Source organism: Ochrovirga pacifica (genome assembly GCF_000220525.1).
Taxonomy (GTDB): domain Bacteria; phylum Bacteroidota; class Bacteroidia; order Flavobacteriales; family Flavobacteriaceae; genus Ochrovirga; species Ochrovirga pacifica.
The window spans coordinates 38553-60681 of sequence record NZ_AFPK01000040.1; the positions used below are offsets into that span (position 1 = coordinate 38553).

Here is a 22129-nt window from a genome sequence, read left to right on the forward strand (position 1 = left end):
TTTTGTATTATTTTTTAATAATTTTAAGTGGTGCAGTTCCTGTGTTTGCGAGTTTTAGAAAATAAATTCCAGCAGGGATTTCACTCAAATCCAAAGACATTTGTTGTTGTACCACCGCAACTTTTTGTTTGTACACCAATTGTGATTGGCTGTTGTGTAAGGTAGTTAAAACAAAGTCTTTTGTGGTGTTAACAGTAATATGAAGCATTCCCTGGGTAGGGTTAGGACGAGCTATGACAACCTTGGTAAAAGGAATACGGGTTTCAGAACTTCCTTCGCATTCTTTTTTAGAAAGAATCACAACCTGATCGTTTTGGTGTACGGGAATGTTAAAATTAGGATGATTGGTTTCTAGTACTAGTTGATCGTTAATCATTACTCTATAGGGTGGAGTTCCACTAAGAATTGCTACCGAAAAAATGTCAGACGTTAATTGTGTGTTTGTTTTAATAGCATTGCTTTCTTGTATTGTAAGCTGGGAGCACTGTTTGTCTTCTGTAGCACTGCGTAAGGCAATACACAACTCATAGGTGGAAGGAGCTAAGTTTTCTAGGGTAAGTTCTTTGCTAAAGTTATAACTGTTTCCTTGAATTTCCGCAACGTATTCCCCAGCAATATCTGCTTTAATATAGATACTTCCGTTGTTGCTGTCAGGACAGCTTTCAGAATTTGTTTGTAAGGTAAATTGCGTGTCAAAAACAGTCCATGCTTCTCCTTCTCCTGTATCTTCAATGGCATCAACACCTGCAGTCCACCTAGTTCCTCCACGTTCGTATGCTCCAATATCGGGTAAAGCACCTTTGTAAGGAATAACAAAACCTGAAATAAGCGGAGCTGCATCAATCAACGGACTTCCTGCTGCAGGCACAAAATTTTGTTCAGCTGCATTTTCAAAAGGAGAGTCAGAAAAAATAGGGCTATTCTGAATGTCGAATTCGCTAGTGCCTGTTCCTTTATGCCAATTACCTGTATTAGCGTAGTTGTTGTAAATTTTATTGTTGGGTTGGGTGTATCCATTAACCCAAGAATCCATAGCACCTTGTGCATTCCAAATGGTATTGTGATAAAAATTTAGATGGGTATTGTTCCAGTTAACTTGATATCCTGTCCAAGATACATTCCATACTACATTATGATGAACTTGATATCCTTTGCTATTGTTGTCTAGATAGATTCCAGCTGCTTTGGCGGGATCGTCAGGATGATGAGAATAAGAAGGAGCAGTTGCATCGTGAAACCAATTGTGATGAATTTCGTTGTTTTTAAGATTGCTGTTACCCACTGTGTAAAACACGCCAGAATCGCTATTTATTATTTGAGAGTGAGAGACATCGTTGTAAGCTACTTCACAATCGGTACCAGCTACATACATTCCATCCCTTCCTGCGTTATAGATGGTGTTTTTTAAAATCTTCATTCCGTCACCGCTTGTACGAATAGGAGAAGCATGGATGCCAACATAATCTATATTTCTAATGGTATTGCCTTCTACGGTACAAAAGTCAGCAGCCCAACCAGAGATTACAATACCACTCACAGAACTGTGGTCTATAGTACAGCCTTTAATTAGAGTTCTGTCGCCCAAAACTTCAATAGCTGCTTCACCTACTTGTGCAGAGGTGTTGCTTAAATCATCGTGTCCTTCACTTCCGTGAACAATGGTACAGTTTAGAATTTGATTGTCATCAGCACGATTGTCTATTTTAATACTACCTCCAAAAACATGTAGTCCATCAAGCTGAACATAATCTCCTTTGATTTCTATAGCGTACTTTCTAGTGGCATAAGAAACGGAATTGTTGGCAGGCATAAGACCATCAGCAGGCTGAAAATACAAGATGTTGGTAGCACTATCATAATACCATTCTCTGGCATAATCCAAAGCTTCTAGTTTGTTAAAAAGGTAAAGTTGTCCTCTTTCATTACCAGCATAGTTTCTCCAAGTAGTTGGGTTGTGAGTACTAAAAGGCCATTTTTCAATATTTACCTCCTCAAAATCAATTCTTGTCGTAGAGCTTGCGGTAATGGGTCTTGTCCAACTGGCACCAGAATGAGCTCCTAGGTAATAGACCAAACCTCCTGTCCAGTCAATATTTGGGAGATTGTTTGCCGTAAAGTAAGCACCATTTCCTCCAGTAACGGGGATGCAATCTATGGTCCAACGATTATTGTCTGTATTGTTAGGCCATCGAGCTAAATCCATATAATCACCATGATGATATACGGCTCTAAAACGGCTTTCAATTTCCATGTTTACGGATGTTTTATAAATATTGTTTTGGTGTACTTGCCATCCATTGACATACGAGGTAGCCTTAATTTCTACGACTTCTCCATCAGCAGCTCTAAAAGTTAGGTATTGATTGGGGGTTCCACTTTTATTAATAATAAACTCTTGTTCGTATACACCACCTTTAATAATACAAACATCACCAGCATTCATCACGGCTATGGCTTTGTTAAAAGTACGATATGGAGAGGTAACACTTCCATTATTGTTGTCGTTCCCGTTGGTAGCCAGGTAAATAGTTTTGGCAAAACCAAAAGAGAATATAGAAAAAGTGAAGAGTAAAAAAAGTAATTTTTGTTTCATAATACCAAAGGTCTCAAATTAGGTGATTTAAAATTAGCAGAGCGATTTGGTTTTGAGGGAGACGATATTCCAAATTACTAAATCATATGTTTTGTAAAGTAAAAAGGGATGGTTTTGTAAGGTATTTAAAGTTGTAAACAGCTTGTTGATAAGTTGTGTTTGAGTATAAAAAAAGAGGCTCAAAGGCCTCTTGTAGGTAGAAAATAGTTAAATTATTTTTTTTCTCGTTTGTAATAAGCAACCAAACTGGCTTTTGCTAATGTGTGATTTCCTAAGTTAAAACCAACGATGGCCGCATTGGTGTTGGCATTTAGTCCTAAACTTTGGATGTCTAAAGCATATACGGTAATAATGTATTGGTGAAATCCGTGTCCTTCAGGTGGGCAAGGTCCTCCATATCCTTGAGTACCATAGTCTGTGATACTTTGTATAGCTCCCTTTGGAGCCAGTCCTGATTGGATGTTTCCTGCATCGGGTACCAGTTGATTGATATCTGGAGCAATGTCAAAAATTAGCCAATGCCACCAACCACTTCCTGTGGGAGCATCAGGATCGTACATGGTAACAGCAAAACTTTTGGTTCCTTCTGGTGCGTTTTTCCATGTCAATTCAGGAGATGTATTTTTTCCAACACAACCAAATCCATCAAATTCTTCATTAATGGTGGCTTGCCCTCCCAAATTCTGACTACTTAAGGTAAAAGTTTCTTGTGCGTAAGTGCTGCATGTAATAGCAAGCAAAAACGTAATTACGAATGTGGTTTGTTTCATATACATGTTGTTTTTAGTGTGTTTGTTATAGATTTATTCAATTCTTTTTCCATTGGTAATAAATGAAATCCCTTGTTGGCCAGAGGTAGAAATCATCACCGCTTCAAATAAAGGTTCGTTGCTGTCGGGATGAATTCTCCAATCAAAAAGAAAATTGCCACCTGTTCCTCCGTGCTTATCACTTTCATCAATAACAATTTCAACGGTTTCCATAGGAGCAATGTAAATAGGGTGTTCAAAATAAGTTCTTATCGATTTACCATGCGTGTCAAAATATGCAGCTTTGTCTATGTAAACAGTGTCATGAGAGTTTAGGTTTCTAAGGCTTACCGTAACGGTTAAATTGTGAGTTCTGTGTTCGGTTTGGCTGTATACTTGCGAGTATACAGAAAGGTATGATGTTCCTTTTTCTAAAGGAATATCTTTAGTAAAAGTAGCTTTTCTTTTGTTCCAATTTACGGTGTTTAACGCACTATTCTCTTTTGGAGGCTGGCAAGAGATGAAAAAGTTACAGGTTAACATAAAAAGAAGATAGCGTTTCATAATAGTATGGGATAAGAAGCAATCGGAAAGATTGTCTAGGTTTTTAAATCAAATATAAAAAAATGCCTTGCAAGTTGTTTTGATAGAGACAACTTTCTGTACAAGGCGGTGTAAAAAAAACATTCGTTTAAACACAAAGTGTTTTTGTGTTAAACGAATGTTAAAGTATAGGGATGAAAATAATTAGTGGCTTGTAATTTTAATATTTTCTGGAGTTCTTACATATAGTAAAGTAGTTGTATTGGGACTCTGAATAAAGTGTTCGTAAACTCCCTTAGAGCTAAAATAGCTACCTGGTAATAAATTTTTTGTGGTTTGATCTTGATAATCTAAAGCTCCTTGAATCACAACGCTTCGGAACGTTTTTTTTGCTTTAATACTTCCCTTAAATCCTTTTGGTATGGAAATTAGTAGTCCTTTGTTTTGAGAGTCTTCCCATAAAAAAGCAATTTTTGGAGTTTTGGCATTTTTATGGGTTTTAATCAATTTGGTTTCTTTAGCACCTAGCCAAACCATATTGCTTGCATCTACATTCACAGGGCGTTCTCCATTGTCAAAAGCTTTAGAGGTGGGTTTTACCAAATAAGGACCTTGGTTGATTTCTATATAAGCCATGTTTTCATCTGCTTTTGCTGAGGTGATATGAGATTCCCCCGCAGGTTGTGTCCAAAAAGATCCAGTAGGCATCCACATGTTAGCTGCATCAGGGTCGTCGTTGTGAACCAATCCTTTAATAACAATTCCTCTGTAAGTAACATTGTGAATGTGTGGTGGGGAAGCAAATCCTTTTTTAAATTGAACTAAAAATCCTGTTGCTTGGGTTCCTTCTCTATCTCCCCATAAAGTTCCTGCTTTGGGGCTGTTGTCCCCTCTGGCTGGGTTTAACGGAGTCCAGTTAACTTCTGAGCTAAGTACCACTTGATGTTCTGATTTTAATTGATTTTTTTGTGCATAGGTAGCACTTGCAAAAGCAAATATGCTCCATAGACTTATTTGAATGATGTTAATTTTCATGGTGTTTGTTTTTTTGTTCTTACAAAGATAAAATAAGTTTAAAAGTTAAACTAAGTATGGAAAAAGGTTAATGAGGTAAAAAATAAGGTTTTGTTGTTGTAAAAAAAGGGTTTAGACCCTTAAATTAACAAGGTTAGGTTATTACCAACAACAAAAAAACAAGCAACCCTAAGGTTGCTTGTTAAAAAAGTGTAGTTTTCAACATCTTGGGATGTTTGACTTTAAAACATTTTCATTAACTAGAAATGAGAAATATAGAAGGGATGTTGAGTGTTTATACTTTTTTAGGTTGATAATATTTTTTCTTTAACCAAAAGGAAACTCTAACCAGTAGAATAAGGGCTGGTACTTCAACCAAAGGCCCTATTACTCCTGCAAATGCCTGTCCAGAATTTAGTCCAAAAACAGCAATGGCTACAGCAATTGCTAATTCAAAATTATTACCAGCAGCTGTAAAGGCTACAGAAGCTGTTTTATCGTATTCAGTTCCCATGGCTTTAGAAAAGAAAAATCCAATTAAAAACATCAAGGTAAAATAGACAAGCAATGGCAAGGCAATAATTAGCACATCCATAGGGATTTCTACAATCAATTCTCCTTTTAAAGAGAACATCAATACAATGGTAAATAGCAAAGCAATTAATGTTAAAGGAGATATGGTTGGGATGTAGGTTTGGTTGTACCATTTTTCTCCTTTCCATTTTACCAAAATAAGTCTACTCAAAATTCCTAATACAAACGGTATTCCTAAATAAATAGCTACACTTTCTGCTATGGTAGCAATCGAGATGTCTACAATAGCTCCTTCAAAACCAAAATAAGGTGGCAATACGGTGATAAAAATCCAAGCGTAAAAACTATAAGCAAATACTTGGAAAATACTATTCAATGCAACCAATCCCGCTCCGTACTCGCTACTTCCTTCAGCCAAATCGTTCCAAACCAACACCATGGCAATACATCGAGCCAAACCAATTAAAATTAACCCTACCATGTATTCTGGGTAGTCTTGTAAAAAGGTGATGGCTAAAACAAACATCAATACAGGGCCTACAATCCAGTTAAGGATTAATGAAATTGATAAAATCTTAGTGTTTTTAAAAACTTTAGGTAGTAAACCATAGTTCACTTTTGCCAAAGGAGGATACATCATTAAAATCAAACCGATAGCGATGGGGATGTTGGTAGCTCCATGACTCATATTACTAACCAATGTAGGAATTTTTGGAAATGCGTAACCTATGGCAACTCCAAAAGCCATGGCTACAAAAATCCACAAGGTTAAATTTCGATCTAAAAAACTCAGTTTCTTTTGTGCCATAATTTAAGCGTTAATGTTAGAGAAAATATATTTTAGTTCCGTAGCGATTTGTAAACTTCGCTCTTCATATTTTACTGCTTGTTGCGAAGTGTTGTCAAATGCTTTTGGGTCTTCAAATGTAATAGGAACTCTAACTTCTGCACCCGCAATAAATGGGCAGCCACCGTCTGCTTGAGAGCAAGTCATGACAGCTGCAAACTGTGACGTAGGGTTAAAAGCTGCATCTAGTTTTTTAGAAAAACCAATAATTGGGTGTGTGTTTGCACTGTATTTAATACTGTAAACAGGATTGTCTGTATTGCTAAGTTTTTCTATTTCAAACCCTGCTTTACTCAGTGTTTCAGCAACCATAGGGTACAAGGCTGTGCTTTCCGTTCCACCAGAATAACAAGTCACATTTTGGATACCGTGGTAGTAGGCTATAGCTTGTGCCCAAACTTGAGATAAGTGACTTCTTCTAGAGTTGTGGGTGCAAATAAAGTTGATTCTTATAGGTTGTTTAGCGGTGACTTTCTGTTGTACATATTCAATCAATGGTTGTAGAACTTCTTTTCTTTCAGGAGCAATGGTTTGGAAATCTAAAGAAGAAATAGTGCTTTCTATTGTTGAGAATAAAGACATGTGTTATAGGTTTATTTGTTAATAGTAATATTGCGATATAATGAATGAAAATTTCTAACTAAGGAACTAAAATTATATCCTTATTTGTTTATTGCAATATTACGATTGAATTGTGAGTTGACAAAATTTAAAAGTTAAAATAATGTAAAATAAAAAAGCTTCGAGAACTTTTGTTTCTCGAAGCTTTAATTGTTGTTATGTGTACACAAAGATTACATCATTCCTGGCATACCTCCGTGATGGTCATGACCTCCACCAGCTACTTCAGGCTCTTTGATATCAGTTAGAGTACAAGCTGTGGTTAAAATCATTCCTGCTACAGAGGCAGCATTTTCTAAGGCAACACGTGTTACTTTAGTTGGGTCGATAATTCCCGCTTTAAACATTTCTACGTATTCGTCATTTTTAGCATTGTAACCATAGTCTCCTTTTCCTTCAATCACTTTAGCTACAACTACAGAACCTTCACCTCCTGCATTGTTTACAATTTGTCTTAAAGGTTCTTCAATAGCTCTGTTTACAATAGCGATTCCTGTTTTCTCATCGGCATTTTCAGCTTCTAACTCGGCCAAAGCAACTTTTGCTCTAACCAAAGCAACTCCACCACCTGCAACAATTCCTTCTTCTACAGCAGCTCTTGTAGCATGTAAAGCATCATCTACACGATCTTTCTTTTCTTTCATTTCTACTTCAGAAGCAGCACCTACATACAATACGGCAACACCTCCAGCTAATTTAGCCAAACGTTCTTGTAATTTTTCTTTGTCGTAGTCAGAAGTTGTGGTTTCTATTTGTGCTTTAATTTGATTTACTCTAGCAGCAATAGCATCGGCAGCACCAGCACCATTTACGATGGTTGTATTATCTTTGTCAATAGTTACCGTTTCTGCAGTTCCTAAGTTGTCTACAGTAGCGTTTTCTAATGTCAATCCTGTTTCTTCAGAAATTACAGAACCTCCAGTTAAAATAGCGATGTCTTCTAACATAGCTTTACGTCTGTCTCCAAATCCAGGAGCTTTTACAGCAGCAATTTTTAAAGCACCACGTAGTTTATTCATAACCAAGGTAGCCAAGGCTTCACCATCAACATCTTCGGCAACAATTAACAACGGTTTACCACTTTGAGAAATAGGTTCTAAAATAGGTAATAATTCTTTAAGGTTAGAAATCTTTTTGTCGTATAACAAAATGTAAGGGTTTTCTAACTCGGCCAACATTTTTTCTGAGTTGGTTACAAAGTAAGGAGATAAATATCCTCTGTCAAATTGCATACCTTCTACAACATCAACATAGGTTTCAGTTCCTTTGGCTTCTTCTACAGTAATAACACCTTCTTTACCAACTTTTCCAAAAGCTTCAGCAATCAAATCACCAATGGTATTGTCGTTGTTAGCAGATATTGCAGCTACTTGCTGAATTTTATCAGAATCTGAACCTACCACCTCAGACTGATTTGCCAAACCTGCTACGATAGAAGTTACCGCTTTGTCAATTCCTTTTTTCAAATCTAACGGATTGGCACCTGCAGCTACGTTTTTTAACCCTTCGTTTACAATAGCTTGTGCCAATACGGTAGCGGTAGTGGTACCGTCACCCGCCAAATCGTTGGTTTTAGAGGCTACTTCTTTTACCATTTGTGCACCCATATTTTCCAAAGCATCTGGTAGTTCTATTTCTTTAGCTACAGTAACACCATCTTTGGTAATATGTGGTCCTCCAAAAGCTTTGCTAATTACCACATTACGTCCTTTAGGTCCTAAGGTTACTTTTACAGCATTTGCCAATTGGTCTACTCCTCGTTTCAATCCGTCACGAGCTTCTATGTCAAAAATGATTTCTTTTGCCATGATATTTTATTTTTTATGGTTTGCAACTATCAGTTACAAACGTTTTTGTTTAGGTTATAAAATTGTTGTTAATAAATTGAAGTTATAGGCAAGTAGCCCATAACTGATGGGGTGTTTAAATAATCGCAAAGATGTCACTCTCTCTCATGATTAAATAATCGGTTCCTTCGTAATTCAATTCGGTTCCTGCATATTTACCGTACAAGACTTGGTCACCTACTTTTACAGTTATAGGGTTGTCATTAGTTCCATTACCTACGGCAACTACAGTTCCTTTTAAAGGTTTTTCTTTGGCAGAATCAGGGATAATCAATCCTGATGCAGTAGTGGTTTCAGCTGGAGAAGGTTCAATCAAAACGCGATCCGCTAATGGTTTAATGTTAATGCTCATAATATAATTTTTTAAATAGGTTTATTAATTACGCTGTTGTATTAATCGAAAAGTATGCCAATAAAAAAAATGTCATCATGAGTGACATGATGACATTTTTAGGATTTTGATAAGAAATACAACCTATTCTTCCGAGCTTTCTTTAGTCTCTGTAGGGTTGTTTATCAAATCTTCAATATCTTCTACTTCTTGAGTTGCAGCGGGTGCTTGCTCTCTTTGTTGGATTGTTTCTTGTAAGTCTGATTGACTAGTACCTGTTCTTGGAATAGCCAAGCTAGATAGCAAAATCAACGCCAGTAAAGTAATTGCTAATGTCCATGTAGCTTTGTCCAAAAAGTTGTTGGTACTCTGTACACCTCCAATAGTGTTTCCTGTACCTCCTGCAATAGAAGAAGACAAACCACCTCCTTTTGGATTCTGTACCAATACAATTAAAATAAGTAGTACTGCCACTACCATGATTAGGATTAACAATAGGTCGAATGTTGTCATGATTTATTTTTTTGTAAAATTTCGATTTTTTCTATTTGGTTTGCAAAGAAACTACTTTTTTCTGGATATTTCAAACTTAAAATTTTATAGGCTTGAATTGCATCTGAGTATTTTTTTTGAGCAATATACACTTTTGCCAAGGTCTCTGTCATAAGTTGGTGTGTTGGATCTTCCGTTTCTGAAAGAATCGAAGCACTGGTAGGTATATTTTTAATGGGACGAGAAATCTTAGGATTGCTCATTAAAAACTGATCTATAATATTTAGCTTGGTTTCTAAGGGTTTAGGTGTTTCCTTTTGTAAAGTAGTTGGATTGCGCTCTATAGTTTTTTGATGACTTAACTGCAGCCATTCTTTAAAACTGTGTTTTTCTTTGCTGGTAAATTCTAAAGGAGCAGAGAATACAACCTCTTGTGTTTCTGTAGCAAGAGGAGTGTCGGGTGCTGTTTTGGTAATTTGAGCTTTGTTTTGTGCTTGTTGTGCTTCTTCAATTTGGGAAATAAAGTCAAACAAAACCTCTCGATCTACTGTGTGTGCAGCAAGGTTTTTTAGTGCGTTGTTGTATTTAAAATGTTGGCTGTTTCGGTATTTTTGTAACAACAATGCTTTGGCCAGTTGAAAATATGGAAATTCTGCAACCAAGGTTTCTAGTTCTGAAACGCTTAATTGTTCTGTTTTTTGATGTTTTAAAATTTCCGTAAACTGTTGCATAGGTTGTCTTACCAGCTTCCTACAGAAGCGTTAAAAATATTTTGGTTGATACGTTCAAAAATTTCTTCGTAAGCAGTTTCCAATTCACTTCCTTGCAAGATGGTGGTTGCAGGATAATCGTAAAAGTGGCTAAAGCGTTGTTCAAAATTTTTGCTTTCGTCTTCCCTGTTGTAATAGCGTACATTAATTTCTATAGTCAAACGGTTTTGAGAGGCCGTTTGCTGTGCGTTGGCAGTCATTGGAGTAATGGTGTAGCGAGTGATTTCTCCCTCAAACTGCAAATCGCCACTAGATTTTACCAAACTCAAGTTGGTTTGTGTTAAGAAAAAATCTTGCAAGTTAATGGTAAATTCCTGACTCAAGGTAGGCTCTACCAATTCTGCATTGTTGTTAAAAAAACTAACCTGAATGGTTTTGGCATTTCCCGTGTCTCCTCCGGTAAAACTATAGTTTACACTACAGCCAATCAATACAATGGTGGCGATAGCAATACTACATCTAAAAGCAAAAGTGCGAAGCATGTGCATATGGTTTGTTAACAAAGATAACTTATAAGTTGTATTGTTTTATTTTTCTGTACAAAGTTCGTTCCGAGATCCCTAATTCTTTGGCTGCCAACTTGCGTTTGTCGTTATTGCGTTCCAAAGATTTTTTGATCATTTCTATTTCTTTGTCTTGTAAAGACAGGTTCTCGTCTTCTTCCACGGTTTCTATATACGAGTATTCCTCGTCTGGTTCTTCGTCTTCAACTGCCTCTTTTTTTGAATAGCTTAGCAAATGAGCTTTGGATGATGGGGCCAATGCTTTGGGATGAGGTTCGTAAAAATCTTCCAATTCTTGATGATTGGTGTTGCGCTGCATAATGCCAAAGGTTACTTTTTTAAGTTCGTCTAATTCCGTTCTTAAATCGTAAATCATTTTTAGTAAATTTGACTTTTCTTCTTTTTGAAAATCAGAAGTTTTGTCTTCAAAAACCATGGGTAGCGAAGCACTGCTTAGATTAGGAAGGTATTGCTTTAATACTTGAGCAGAAATATTTCGGTTTTCTTCAATCACAGAAACTTGTTCGGCAATGTTTCGTAGCTGACGGATGTTTCCTGGAAAATGATAACGATCTAACAGTTCTACTGCCTCATCACTTAATCTTACGGTTGGCATTTTGTACTTTTGAGCAAAATCAGAAGCAAATTTACGGAAGAGTAGATGAATGTCTCCATTTCTATTTCTCAATGGTGGCAGTTCAATTTCTACGGTGCTTAATCGATAATACAAATCTTCTCTAAAACGGCCTTTTCTAATAGCTTCAATCATTTTTACATTGGTTGCAGCAACAATACGAACATTGGTTTTTTGCACATCAGAAGAGCCTACTTTAATAAATTCTCCGTTTTCTAACACACGTAACAGGCGAACTTGTGTGGTTAAGGGCAATTCTCCTACTTCATCTAAAAAAATAGTTCCTCCATCAGCTACTTCAAAATATCCTTTTCGGGTACTAGTTGCCCCTGTAAAAGCTCCTTTTTCATGTCCAAACAATTCACTGTCTATAGTTCCTTCTGGAATGGCACCACAGTTTACAGCAATGTAATTGCTGTGTTTTCGGTGAGACAGAGAGTGGATTATTTTAGGAATACTTTCTTTACCCACACCACTTTCTCCAACTACCAAAACAGAAATATCTGTAGGGGCTACACGAGTGGCTTTTTCGATAGAGCGATTAAGTTGTGCATCGTTTCCTATAATTCCAAAACGTTGTTTAATTACCTGAACAGATTCCATAGTTTTTTGATTTTTTTTTGAGTTCAAATTAATGAAGGGCTTCTCCTAAAAGTGTAGCAGAGGTACAGTCTGTTATTTTTACCTGAACAAAATCGCCTACTTTTTCATTTCCTTTAGGAAAAACGACAGCATAATTCTGAGAGTTTCTACCCATCCAATGAGCTTCGGATTTTTTAGAATTTCCTTCAATCAAAACTTCTACTGTTTTGCCCATGTAACTTTGGGTGTTTTTTAAACTCAATTCACGTTGCAAGTTAATAACCTCAGTCAATCTTCTTTTCTTTACATCGTTAGGAACGTCATCTGGGAATTTTTTTTCGGCCAAGGTTCCTGGTCTTTCTGAATACGCAAACATAAATCCGTAGTCGTAATTTACGTATTCCATTAGGCTAAGCGTATCTTGATGCTCTTCTTCGGTTTCGCCGCAGAAACCAACAATCATGTCTTGAGAAATGGCACAATCGGGCAATAATTTTCTGACGTTATCAATCAACTCTATGTATTCTTCTCTAGTGTGCTGTCGGTTCATTCGTTTCAATACAGTAGTGCTACCCGATTGTACAGGCAAGTGCAAATACCTACAGATATTTGGATAGGTAACCATGGTATGTAGTACTTCTAAATCCATGTCTTGAGGATTGTTTGTGTGAAAACGAACACGTGTTTTTGGAAAACTACTGGCAACCATTTTTAACAAGTCAGCAAAACCAACAGCAGTTGCTTTGGCAATAGCACTAGCTTTGTCAAAGTCTTTCTTAAGACCTCCACCATACCAAAGGTAGCTGTCTACATTTTGCCCTAGCAGGGTAATTTCTTTGTAGCCTTTTGTAACCAAGTCTTGAATTTCAGAGATAATACTTTGCGGGTCTCTACTTCGTTCTCTACCACGGGTAAAAGGTACTACACAAAACGTACACATATTGTCACAACCACGGGTAATGGTAACAAATGCAGAAACACCGTTGGAATTTAATCGAACAGGCGATACATCAGCATAAGTCTCGTCTCTAGAAAGCAACACGTTTACAGCATCTCTTCCGTCTTCTACTTCCGACAATAAATTAGGCAAGTCTCTGTATGCATCTGGTCCTACAACCAAGTCAACAATTTTTTCTTCGTCCAAAAATTTCGCTTTCAAACGTTCTGCCATACAACCTAAAACCCCCACTTTCATCGCAGGATTTATTTTTTTTACAGCATTGTATTTTTCCAAACGCTTTCTTACAGTTTGTTCTGCTTTTTCGCGAATAGAACAAGTGTTTACCATTACCAAATCAGCTTCATTAAGGTTGGTGGTGGTGTTGTATCCTTGTTCGGATAAAATCGCAGCTACAATTTCGCTGTCATTCATATTCATCTGACAACCATAGCTTTCTAGGTATAGCTTTTTTGTATTTCCTTTTATATGTTCGGTAGAAAGTGGATGTCCTTGCTTGTTGGCATCAATCACTTTTTCTTGATCGCTGACTCTACTCATGAGATTGTATTTATGGAGAGCAAAAGTACAATAAAATATGTGATTTTATGACAAGATGTCAGAATATAATAGAGTTAATAAAATCTTAAATAAAGATGTTAAAGCAAAGGTTTTAAATTTTCTCCCTACTTTTGTTGCAAAACTAAGACAACAAAAGGAAGAAGATATATAGCGTATGGCAAACAATCTTGTAATCGTAGAGTCGCCTGCAAAGGCAAAAACAATAGAAAAATTTTTAGGGAAAGATTATCAGGTTGAGTCCAGTTTTGGGCACATTGCTGATTTACCTTCTAACGGTTTAGGAGTTGATGTAGACGGAGATTTTAGTCCCACTTATATTGTCTCTGATGATAAAAAGTCGGTCGTTAAAAAATTAAAAACACTTGCCAATAAAGCCCAAACGGTTTGGTTAGCAAGTGATGAGGACCGTGAAGGAGAAGCTATTGCTTGGCATTTAAAAGAACAGTTAAAGTTAAAAGAGGAAAACACCAAAAGAATTGTTTTCCATGAAATAACAAAAAAAGCGATTCTAAAAGCAGTAGAAAATCCAAGAAAGATTAATTACAATTTAGTAGATGCACAACAAGCCAGAAGAGTACTAGATAGGATTGTAGGTTACGAACTTTCTCCTGTATTGTGGAGAAAAGTAAAAGCAGGCTTGTCTGCAGGTAGAGTACAATCTGTTGCAGTACGATTGATTGTAGAAAGAGAACGAAGTATTTTAGAATTTCAAACAGAAGCTAGTTACAAAGTCGTGGCGGAATTTGTAAGTTCAGAAGGGAAAACATTTAAAGCCAGTATTCCTAAAGCATTTGATACTAGAGAAGAAGCGGAGGGATTTTTAAAAGAATGTGTAGGAGCTAATTTTAAGATAGCAGATTTAACGACCAAACCTGCAAAAAAATCACCAGCAGCTCCTTTTACAACATCAACTTTGCAACAAGAAGCCTCTAGAAAATTAGGTTTTTCAGTGTCTAGAACCATGACGGTAGCACAACGTTTGTACGAGGCTGGGATCATTACTTACATGAGAACGGACAGTGTCAACCTATCGGACGATGCCAAACAAGCTGCTGCAGATGAAATTACTTCTTACTACGGAGCAGAATATAGTACTCCAAGAGATTACAATACAAAATCAAAAGGAGCACAAGAGGCTCACGAAGCCATTCGCCCTACAGAGATGTCTCGTCACGAAATCAATCAAGAGCACGATCAAAACCGATTGTACGATTTGATTTGGAAACGTACGCTAGCTTCGCAAATGAGCGATGCTCAATTAGAACGTACCAATGTAAAAATAGAAAACAATCAAAATGATAAAATCTTTACAGCAAATGGAGAGATGATTAAGTTTGAAGGGTTTTTAAAAGTGTACTTAGAAGGTACCGACACAGAGGACGAAGAACAAGACGGTATGTTGCCTAGGTTGGCAGTAGGAGAAGCTTTAGAAAATGAATTGATGACTGCTACGCAAAGATTCACCAAACCTCCATACCGATTTACAGAAGCTTCTTTAGTAAAACAGTTAGAGGAACTAGGAATTGGTCGTCCGTCTACCTACGCACCTACTATTTCCACGGTTTTAAGAAGAGGTTATGTAGAAAAAGGAACTGTAGAGGGTACAGAAAGAGAGTACGAACAATTTGTGTTGGCTAACAATAAATTAACAACTAAAACGTTGACAGAAAAGGTGGGGTCTGACAAAGGAAAGTTGGTGCCTACGGATATAGGAAATATTGTAAACGACTTTTTAGTAGCTCATTTTGATAAAATTCTAGATTTTGGTTTTACAGCCAAAGTAGAAGAGCATTTTGATGAAATTGCCAGAGGAAACGAAGACTGGATTAAAATGATCAAAGATTTTTACAAAGGATTTCATACCGATGTAAAAGACGTAGCAGAAAATGCAGAGAGAGAAAGTGGAGAACGCATTCTTGGAACACATCCAAAATCAGGAAAAACAGTATTGGTACGATTGGGTAAATTTGGACCCTTGGCACAAATTGGAGGACCAGATGATGAGGAGAAAGAATTTGCAAGTTTGTTAAAAGAGCAAAACCTAGGAACGGTTACTTTAGAGGAAGTGTTAGATTTGTTCTTGTTGCCAAAAAACTTGGGAGACTACAAAGGAGAAGAAGCTATTGTATCTAACGGACGTTTTGGTCCTTATATAAAATACGGAAGCATGTATGTTTCCTTAGACAAAGGAGAAGACCCTATGTCTGTAGATTACGATAGAGCGGTAGAATTGATCGAAGCAAAAATTAAAGCAGATGCTCCTATATATCATTACGAGGAATTGCCTGTACAAAAAGGAGTAGGACGTTTTGGACCTTATATCAAGTGGAACGGAATGTTTATCAATGTAAACAAAAAATACGATTTTGATAATTTGTCCGATCAAGACATTGTTACTTTAATAGAGGATAAAAAGCGAAAAGAGATAGAAAAAGTAGTTCACCATTGGGAAGAAGAGGGAATTCGTGTGGAAAAAGCTCGATGGGGACGACATAATATTATCAAAGGAAAAACCAAAATAGAACTTCCAAAAACAGTAGATGCTCCTGCACTTAGTTTAGAAGAAGTAAAAGATATTTTAGAAAAGAACACACCTAAAAAAGCAACTCGTAAAAAAGCAGCGACCAAAAAAACAACTGCTAGAAAGTCAACACGAAAAAAAGCGTAAGATGATTCAAGATTTTTTTACCCCAGTTCCCAAACATCTTAGTGAGTGTGATTATCCCAGTCAGACTTTGGGGAACTGTGTCGTGAAAAATACAGAATGCGAAGGTTTTCCTGATTTAGATAATGTACAAGTCGCTTTGTTTGATGTTAGAGAATCTAGAGGGGCAGATCGCAATCTAGGAACGGAAGAAGGAGGTGAAAAAATACGAGAAGAACTGTACCAGCTTTACCAAGGAAACTGGGAGATTTCTATGGTAGATTTGGGCTCTATTTTAGCAGGAAATGAGCTAAAAGACACCTATTATGCTGTGAAAGAAACAGTTTTTTATCTGTTCAAAAAAAATATCTTGCCAATTCTTTTAGGAGGTAGTATAGATTTGATTTATGCAAATTATAGAGGTTACGACAATTTAGATCAAATGGTAAATTTGGCTGTAGTTAGTCCTTATTTTGGTTTCGGAAAAGAAAAAAATGATGAAAACTCTACATCATATCTTACTAAAATTGTGATGGAAGAACCTTGTAATTTGTTTAATTATGCCAATTTGGGTTATCAGACTTATTACAACTCTAGCGACGAAATAGCGTTGATTGAAGATTTGTACTTTGAAAGTTACAGATTAGGGGAACTAAAAGACATTACCATTGCTGAACCTGTAATGCGAGATGCTGACATTGTGTCTATAGATATGAGTGCCGTAAGAGCTAGTGATGCTCCAGCCAATGAAAAAGCCAATCCTAATGGGTTGTTTGGAGACAAGGTTTGTGCTATTGCTAGGTATGCAGGGATTAGTGATAAGGTAACATCATTTGGTGTGTACGAATACAACCCTTTGTATGATGAAAGAAATTTATCGGCTAAATTAATAGCTCAAATTATATGGTATTTTTTAGAGGGATATTCTTTAAGAACAGAAGATTATCCTTTTGGATCTAAAGAAAACTACTTTAAATATTTAGTACCCTTTGAAGATTATGTGATTGAGTTTTATCAAAGTGATAAAAGTTTAAGATGGTGGATGAAAATAGAATTAAACACAAAGAAAAAGTATACAAGACACATACTTGTTCCTTGTGCTGAAGAAGATTATTTAAATGCAATTGATCAAAAAATGCCAGAAAGATGGTTTAAGGCATTAAAAAAAATGAGTACGTACTAGTAGTTTAAGATTGAGTTAAGACTCGTTAGATGGTTCGAAAGTTCTATTGTTTAATAGGATTTTTTTTCTAAGTTTACAGCGGGTTTAAAATCCTGAAAAAAGAAACAAAAAAAACAATATGAAGAAATTAATTTTCTTGCTTGTAATAGCAATTACTCTTGTCGGTTGTAGTAAAGTAAGTGATCGTGGTGAATTGGTTGGGGCTAAATCAGAATTATGGTTTGCAGAAAGACCTTACGGTATGGTGTTGATTCCAGGAGGAACATTTACAATGGGAAAGACAGACGAAAACAGATGGGGAGCTTACACAGCACCTGTAAAAGATGTTTCTGTGAAAGAGTTTTTTATGGATGATACCGAAATCACCAATTCTGAGTACAAAGAGTTTGTGTATTGGGTAAGAGATTCTATTGTAAGAACAGAATTAGCCATTTTTGCTGAATCTGCTACCTTGGCAGAAGAAGGAGGAAGAAGAGCTTCTATTGCAGATTATAAATATCAAGATTTAGACATCGATGCAGATTCTGATAAAATCAACGCATATCAAAAATATATGCTAGAAACGTATGGTTCTATTAGTAGAAACCATTTAGGGTCAGGAGCTTTAAACTGGGATGTGCCAATTGTTTGGGAAAGAGAAGATTATCCAGATGAGGCTTATGCAGAAGTAATGGAGCAATTGTACTTGCCTAGCGAAGACGTAGGAGAAAAAAGAGTCTTTGACGTAGAGTTGTTAAAATACTCTTATTTATCTACTCATAAAACCAAAGATGCTACCAAAAACAATACTGATAAAAAAGTAATCAACGACAGAATTGACATCAACATTTATCCTGATACTACTGTATGGGCAAAAGACTTTAAATATTCTTACAATGATGTGATGGTAAGCAATTATTTTTGGCATTCCGCTTTTGAAGAATATCCTGTTGTTGGGGTTACATGGAATCAAGCCAATGCGTTTTGTAACTGGAGAACTAAGAAAAAAAATGATTTCTTAAGAGCATCAGAATCGGGGATTCAGGCTCCAGACTTTAGATTGCCAACTGAAGCAGAATGGGAATTTGCTGCCAGAGGTGGAATACAAAATGGTAAATTTCCATGGGGAGGACCCTATGTAGTAGATAAAGAAGGTTATTATTTAGCCAACTTTAAACCTAAAAGAAATGATTCTGGAGCCGATGGGTTTATCTATACTGTAGAAGCAAAGTCTTTTCCTGCTAATGATTACGGACTTTACAATATGGCTGGGAATGTATCGGAGTGGACATCAAATGCTTATAATATGTCTAGTGCTTACATCTCTTCTTCATTAAATGTAAATATAGACGATCCAGCAAATAAAAGAAAAATTGTAAGAGGAGGTTCTTGGAAAGATATTGCATACTTTTTAGAGGTAAGTACTCAGGATTATGAGTATGCAGATTCTGCCAAAAGCTATATTGGGTTTAGAACAGTTCAAGATTACTTAGGTGATATTAGAACAAACAAATAAAAAAGAGCAATAAAAAGAAAACAAACAACAAACTATTTTATACTATGTTACATTCAAAAGGATTCAAGAGATTTATGGCAATGGCTTATGGAATTGGAGGAGCTATTGTAATTATCGGGGCTTTATTTAAAATCTTACACTTGCCAGGTGCTGATATCGCATTAATGGCTGGGTTAGGAACGGAAGCTTTTATTTTCTTAATTTCTGCATTTGAACCTTTGCCTCAAGACGAGTTGGATTGGTCTTTAGTATACCCAGAATTAGCCGGAGGAAAATCATCATCTAAAAAAGAAAAGAAAGAAACTCCAGAAGGTGTATTGACCAAAAAAATTGATGAGATGTTAGCGGCTGCTAAATTAGATGCAGGAGTAATTAATAAGTTAACAACAAGTATGAACAACTTAACTAGTGCTGCAAAACAAATTGGAGATAGTTCTAGTGCGGTTGCAGATACTGGTAAATACAACAAAGAAATTTCATCTGCAGCCAACCACTTAGAAAAAATAAATGCGATGTATGCTTCGCAAGAAGAAAGCATGTCAAAGGTACAGGCTTCTCAGATACAAGTATTAGAAAATCAATCAAAATTGGTGAATTCTGTTTCTCAAAAATCAGAAGAGTTAACCAAACAAATGGATTCATTATCAAAAAACATAGCTTCTTTAAATACAGTTTATGGAGGAATGTTGTCTGCAATGGGTGGTAATAGATAGATGTCTGCTAAATAAATAAACATTAAAAAAGAATTTTATGGCAGGAGGAAAATTAAGCCCTAGGCAGAAGATGATCAACTTGATGTATTTGGTGTTAATGGCAATGTTAGCATTAAATGTATCTGCAGAAGTGATGGATGCCTTCTTAAAAATGTTCAATAGAACCGAAAAGGCTATAGAACAAGGAGAAGATAAAAACAAAGCTGCTTTGGCAGATTTGAAAAGATATAGCGTTGAAAACCCAACTCAATACAAAGAAGTTTATCAAACAGGATTAAAGGTAAAGGATCTTACAGATGAGCTAGTGTCGGAGTTAAATACGGTTAAGAATGTAATTTTAGAAGCAAATCCTGTAGATCCAGAAACGGGTGAGTTGCCCGTGTCTAAAATGGACAAAGGAGATTTGCTAGATGAATATTTTTTTAAAGGTGAAGCGGACAATCCTAATGCACAAAGGTTTGTAGCAACGGTTGATAAGTATAGAGAAGGAATGATTGCTTTGGTAGGAAACAATGCTACGTTAAAAAATGCAATTGAAGAAAATTTTGACACAACTCCTGTAGATGGAAAACCTTGGTTGATACAGAATTTTTACAAGTTACCAGCCATTGGTTCGTTAGCAGTATTGTCTAGTATGGAAAGTGCTGCCTTAAACTACGAAAGTGAAGCTTTATCTGCTTTCTTATCGGGAAGATTAAAAAAAGCAGCTTCGGCAACTAAATTGCAAGCTTTTGTAAAATTAGACAAATCAACGTACAGTCCAGGAAGTGAGGTAAATATGGAAGTGTTTTTGGCAAGTAAAGATGATTCTAAAGTTCCTAACAGTGTTGAAATCAATGGTTCTAAAATAGACTTGAATAAAAATTTTGAAGACGGAAAAGTAAAATATAAGTTTAGAGCAGGAAATGTTGGTGATAGACCTATTGTAGGGAAATTTATTTTTAAAGAGAATGGAAAAGATATTCCTGTAGAAATCAATAGTAACTATTCAGTTGTAGCGGCTTCTAACCAAGCAATTGTATCTGCAGAGAAAATGAATGTGGTTTACAGGGGCTTAGAAAACCCAATTACAATTACCATCCCAGGTATTAGCCCTACAAAGGTAAAAGCTTCAGCTCCTGGTTTATCTCAAAAAAGTGGAACATCATATGTGATGAGACCAGGTACGGGAAAAACAGTGGCAATCCGAGTAACTGGAACAGCGGATAATGGAGAAACGGTACAGTCGCCTCCTGTGGAATTTAGAATTAAAGATATTCCACAAGCCATGGCAAGTATTCGTAAACAATATGGTAGCCTACAAATGCCAAAATCTAGTTTGGCAAAATCAACAGTGGAAGCAGGTTTGCCAGATTTTGTGTTTGATTTAAATTTGAGTGTTCAAAGCTTTAAAGTAAAAGTTCCTGGAAAAACAACCGTAGTGGTTAGAGGGAATAGAATGAATGCGCAAGCTCAAAAAGCAATATCTTCAGCTAGAAGAGGAGATATCATTACCATTTTTGGTATAAGAGCAAATATTATAGGAAATTCTTCTTATAAATTAAAAGAAGTATTACCTATTAGTGTAGAAATTTCTAATTAAGAATTATGATGAAATACAAATTAATAACTTCAATATTATTGTTTGTTGGTTGCTCTGTAGGGTTTTCACAAGCCAATTATAATATATTGAATGCAAAAAAAGCAAATCAGATTGGTGTAAAATCTGAAGAAAGAATAGAAGCAGACAACGATAAGCCATTACCATATGCTTATGTAGATGATAGAGATATTTTGTGGTCTTCAATCGTATGGGAAACAATAGACTTGTACCAAAAAAAGAATTTTCGTTTGTACTACCCTGTTAATGACGAATTGCTACATACAAAATCTTTATTTACCAACTTGATGGATAACATTAGAAATGGTAAAATAACTGAGATCTATGAAGATTCTGAATTTATCAATAGATTGCCCGTATCAGAAATTGAAAAGAAGCTAGTACGTGTAGACACCGCAAGCTACGGATACGATTTGTTAAACCAAGGAGAAACAGACATTAGTGAGTTTGTAGATAAAAATTACATTACTCCGCAAGACATACAAGCGTTCCAAATAAAAGGAATGTGGTATTTTAACAAGTTGATTGGAGAAATGCAATATCGCTTGTTGGCCATTGCACCTATGGCTCCTGATGTTCAGACTATTGGAAGAGACGACATACAAGACGATGCTGTTTATCCTCTATTTTGGATTTTTTATCCAGATGCAAGGGAAATTTTACACAACAAGTTTCCTATCAAAGATGGTTATGCTCCAAGAAGTGCTTCTTTTGATGTAATTCTAAACACTAGAGACTTTTCTTCTGTTATTATTAAGCAAGAAAACATGCATGGTAATAGAGCGATTAGCGAATACAGAGCAGAGTCATTATTTCAGTTAAGAGAAGCTGAGAAAATTAAAAATGAAATTAGAGATTTGGAATCGGATATGTGGACATATTAGATTACAATTTATTAATATAGAGATAAAAAAA

The 22129-nt window shown here is 36.1% G+C and carries 19 protein-coding genes; 6 read left to right on the top strand and 13 right to left on the bottom strand.

The window, feature by feature from the left end; translation table 11 throughout:
• Window positions 1-7: 7 nt before the first annotated feature.
• From FS85_RS0108285 to miaB, 13 genes are all read right to left on the bottom strand, one after another.
• A complete protein-coding gene (locus FS85_RS0108285) occupies window positions 8-2593 on the bottom strand; it encodes a right-handed parallel beta-helix repeat-containing protein (RefSeq protein ID WP_010135718.1) in 2586 nt (861 codons plus the stop codon).
• 212 nt (window positions 2594-2805) lie between these two features.
• On the bottom strand, window positions 2806-3363 hold the full coding sequence (locus FS85_RS0108290) for a YbhB/YbcL family Raf kinase inhibitor-like protein (RefSeq protein ID WP_010135719.1): 558 nt from the start codon (window positions 3361-3363) through the stop codon (window positions 2806-2808).
• Between the two features lie 33 nt (window positions 3364-3396).
• The gene (locus FS85_RS0108295; protein ID WP_029489348.1) at window positions 3397-3906 is read right to left on the bottom strand and encodes a DUF3124 domain-containing protein; all 510 of its coding nucleotides are present in this window, start codon (window positions 3904-3906) and stop codon (window positions 3397-3399) included.
• Between the two features lie 183 nt (window positions 3907-4089).
• Entirely contained in the window at window positions 4090-4920 is an 831-nt protein-coding gene (locus tag FS85_RS0108300; RefSeq protein WP_010135721.1) for a DUF4437 domain-containing protein, read from the bottom strand.
• A gap of 274 nt (window positions 4921-5194) precedes the next feature.
• Window positions 5195-6241 (bottom strand): ACR3 family arsenite efflux transporter, encoded by a 1047-nt coding sequence (arsB, locus tag FS85_RS0108305; RefSeq protein WP_010135722.1) that lies wholly within the window; start codon window positions 6239-6241, stop codon window positions 5195-5197.
• A gap of 3 nt (window positions 6242-6244) precedes the next feature.
• Window positions 6245-6862, bottom strand: a complete 618-nt coding sequence (locus FS85_RS0108310; RefSeq protein WP_010135723.1) for an arsenate-mycothiol transferase ArsC — start codon at window positions 6860-6862, stop codon at window positions 6245-6247.
• A gap of 212 nt (window positions 6863-7074) precedes the next feature.
• Window positions 7075-8709, bottom strand: a complete 1635-nt coding sequence (gene groL / locus FS85_RS0108315) for a chaperonin GroEL (protein ID WP_010135724.1) — start codon at window positions 8707-8709, stop codon at window positions 7075-7077.
• A gap of 115 nt (window positions 8710-8824) precedes the next feature.
• Entirely contained in the window at window positions 8825-9100 is a 276-nt protein-coding gene (locus tag FS85_RS0108325) for a co-chaperone GroES (RefSeq protein ID WP_010135725.1), read from the bottom strand.
• Between the two features lie 123 nt (window positions 9101-9223).
• Entirely contained in the window at window positions 9224-9592 is a 369-nt protein-coding gene (gene secG / locus FS85_RS15355) for a preprotein translocase subunit SecG (protein ID WP_010135726.1), read from the bottom strand.
• Window positions 9589-10302: a hypothetical protein gene (locus FS85_RS0108335; RefSeq protein WP_010135727.1), complete on the bottom strand. Its 714-nt coding sequence runs from the start codon at window positions 10300-10302 to the stop codon at window positions 9589-9591. Before FS85_RS0108335 ends, secG begins: the two co-directional genes overlap by 4 nt.
• Before the next feature lie 8 nt (window positions 10303-10310).
• Window positions 10311-10829: an LptE family protein gene (locus FS85_RS0108340; protein WP_010135728.1), complete on the bottom strand. Its 519-nt coding sequence runs from the start codon at window positions 10827-10829 to the stop codon at window positions 10311-10313.
• A 22-nt stretch (window positions 10830-10851) separates the two neighbouring features.
• Window positions 10852-12081 carry a sigma-54 interaction domain-containing protein gene (locus FS85_RS0108345; protein WP_010135729.1) on the bottom strand — a complete coding sequence of 410 codons (1230 nt, stop codon included), beginning with the start codon at window positions 12079-12081 and terminating at the stop codon, window positions 10852-10854.
• Between the two features lie 28 nt (window positions 12082-12109).
• Window positions 12110-13558: a tRNA (N6-isopentenyl adenosine(37)-C2)-methylthiotransferase MiaB gene (miaB, locus tag FS85_RS0108350; protein WP_010135731.1), complete on the bottom strand. Its 1449-nt coding sequence runs from the start codon at window positions 13556-13558 to the stop codon at window positions 12110-12112.
• A 175-nt stretch (window positions 13559-13733) separates the two neighbouring features.
• On the opposite strand from miaB, the gene topA reads away from it, so the two are divergent.
• The 6 genes from topA to porN all read left to right on the top strand — a co-directional run bounded on the left by topA (window position 13734) and on the right by porN (window position 22098).
• Entirely contained in the window at window positions 13734-16247 is a 2514-nt protein-coding gene (gene topA, locus FS85_RS0108360; RefSeq protein WP_010135732.1) for a type I DNA topoisomerase, read from the top strand.
• Window position 16248: 1 nt separating this feature from the next.
• On the top strand, window positions 16249-17406 hold the full coding sequence (locus FS85_RS0108365) for a formimidoylglutamase (RefSeq protein WP_010135733.1): 1158 nt from the start codon (window positions 16249-16251) through the stop codon (window positions 17404-17406).
• Window positions 17407-17524: 118 nt separating this feature from the next.
• Window positions 17525-18901, top strand: coding sequence for a T9SS ring complex lipoprotein PorK/GldK (porK, locus tag FS85_RS0108370; protein ID WP_010135734.1), 1377 nt, complete (start codon window positions 17525-17527; stop codon window positions 18899-18901).
• Window positions 18902-18945: 44 nt separating this feature from the next.
• Window positions 18946-19614 carry a type IX secretion system motor protein PorL/GldL gene (gene porL, locus FS85_RS0108375; RefSeq protein ID WP_010135735.1) on the top strand — a complete coding sequence of 223 codons (669 nt, stop codon included), beginning with the start codon at window positions 18946-18948 and terminating at the stop codon, window positions 19612-19614.
• 37 nt (window positions 19615-19651) lie between these two features.
• On the top strand, window positions 19652-21196 hold the full coding sequence (gene porM / locus FS85_RS0108380) for a type IX secretion system motor protein PorM/GldM (RefSeq protein ID WP_010135736.1): 1545 nt from the start codon (window positions 19652-19654) through the stop codon (window positions 21194-21196).
• Between the two features lie 8 nt (window positions 21197-21204).
• Window positions 21205-22098: a type IX secretion system ring subunit PorN/GldN gene (porN, locus tag FS85_RS0108385; RefSeq protein WP_010135737.1), complete on the top strand. Its 894-nt coding sequence runs from the start codon at window positions 21205-21207 to the stop codon at window positions 22096-22098.
• Window positions 22099-22129: the final 31 nt, after the last annotated feature.

Bases quoted from the DNA above. Each gene is read 5' to 3' on its own strand.
- porN (WP_010135737.1), top strand. From the start codon at position 21,205: ATGAAATACAAATTAATAACTTCAATATTATTGTTTGTTGGTTGCTCT.
- FS85_RS0108335 (WP_010135727.1), bottom strand. From the start codon at position 10,302: ATGCAACAGTTTACGGAAATTTTAAAACATCAAAAAACAGAACAATTA.
- porL (WP_010135735.1), top strand. From the start codon at position 18,946: ATGTTACATTCAAAAGGATTCAAGAGATTTATGGCAATGGCTTATGGA.
- FS85_RS0108285 (WP_010135718.1), bottom strand. From the start codon at position 2,593: ATGAAACAAAAATTACTTTTTTTACTCTTCACTTTTTCTATATTCTCT.
- groL (WP_010135724.1), bottom strand. From the start codon at position 8,709: ATGGCAAAAGAAATCATTTTTGACATAGAAGCTCGTGACGGATTGAAA.
- arsB (WP_010135722.1), bottom strand. From the start codon at position 6,241: ATGGCACAAAAGAAACTGAGTTTTTTAGATCGAAATTTAACCTTGTGG.
- FS85_RS0108300 (WP_010135721.1), bottom strand. From the start codon at position 4,920: ATGAAAATTAACATCATTCAAATAAGTCTATGGAGCATATTTGCTTTT.
- FS85_RS0108340 (WP_010135728.1), bottom strand. From the start codon at position 10,829: ATGCACATGCTTCGCACTTTTGCTTTTAGATGTAGTATTGCTATCGCC.
- porM (WP_010135736.1), top strand. From the start codon at position 19,652: ATGGCAGGAGGAAAATTAAGCCCTAGGCAGAAGATGATCAACTTGATG.
- secG (WP_010135726.1), bottom strand. From the start codon at position 9,592: ATGACAACATTCGACCTATTGTTAATCCTAATCATGGTAGTGGCAGTA.
- topA (WP_010135732.1), top strand. From the start codon at position 13,734: ATGGCAAACAATCTTGTAATCGTAGAGTCGCCTGCAAAGGCAAAAACA.
- FS85_RS0108295 (WP_029489348.1), bottom strand. From the start codon at position 3,906: ATGAAACGCTATCTTCTTTTTATGTTAACCTGTAACTTTTTCATCTCT.
- FS85_RS0108310 (WP_010135723.1), bottom strand. From the start codon at position 6,862: ATGTCTTTATTCTCAACAATAGAAAGCACTATTTCTTCTTTAGATTTC.
- FS85_RS0108365 (WP_010135733.1), top strand. From the start codon at position 16,249: ATGATTCAAGATTTTTTTACCCCAGTTCCCAAACATCTTAGTGAGTGT.
- FS85_RS0108290 (WP_010135719.1), bottom strand. From the start codon at position 3,363: ATGAAACAAACCACATTCGTAATTACGTTTTTGCTTGCTATTACATGC.
- porK (WP_010135734.1), top strand. From the start codon at position 17,525: ATGAAGAAATTAATTTTCTTGCTTGTAATAGCAATTACTCTTGTCGGT.
- FS85_RS0108345 (WP_010135729.1), bottom strand. From the start codon at position 12,081: ATGGAATCTGTTCAGGTAATTAAACAACGTTTTGGAATTATAGGAAAC.
- miaB (WP_010135731.1), bottom strand. From the start codon at position 13,558: ATGAGTAGAGTCAGCGATCAAGAAAAAGTGATTGATGCCAACAAGCAA.
- FS85_RS0108325 (WP_010135725.1), bottom strand. From the start codon at position 9,100: ATGAGCATTAACATTAAACCATTAGCGGATCGCGTTTTGATTGAACCT.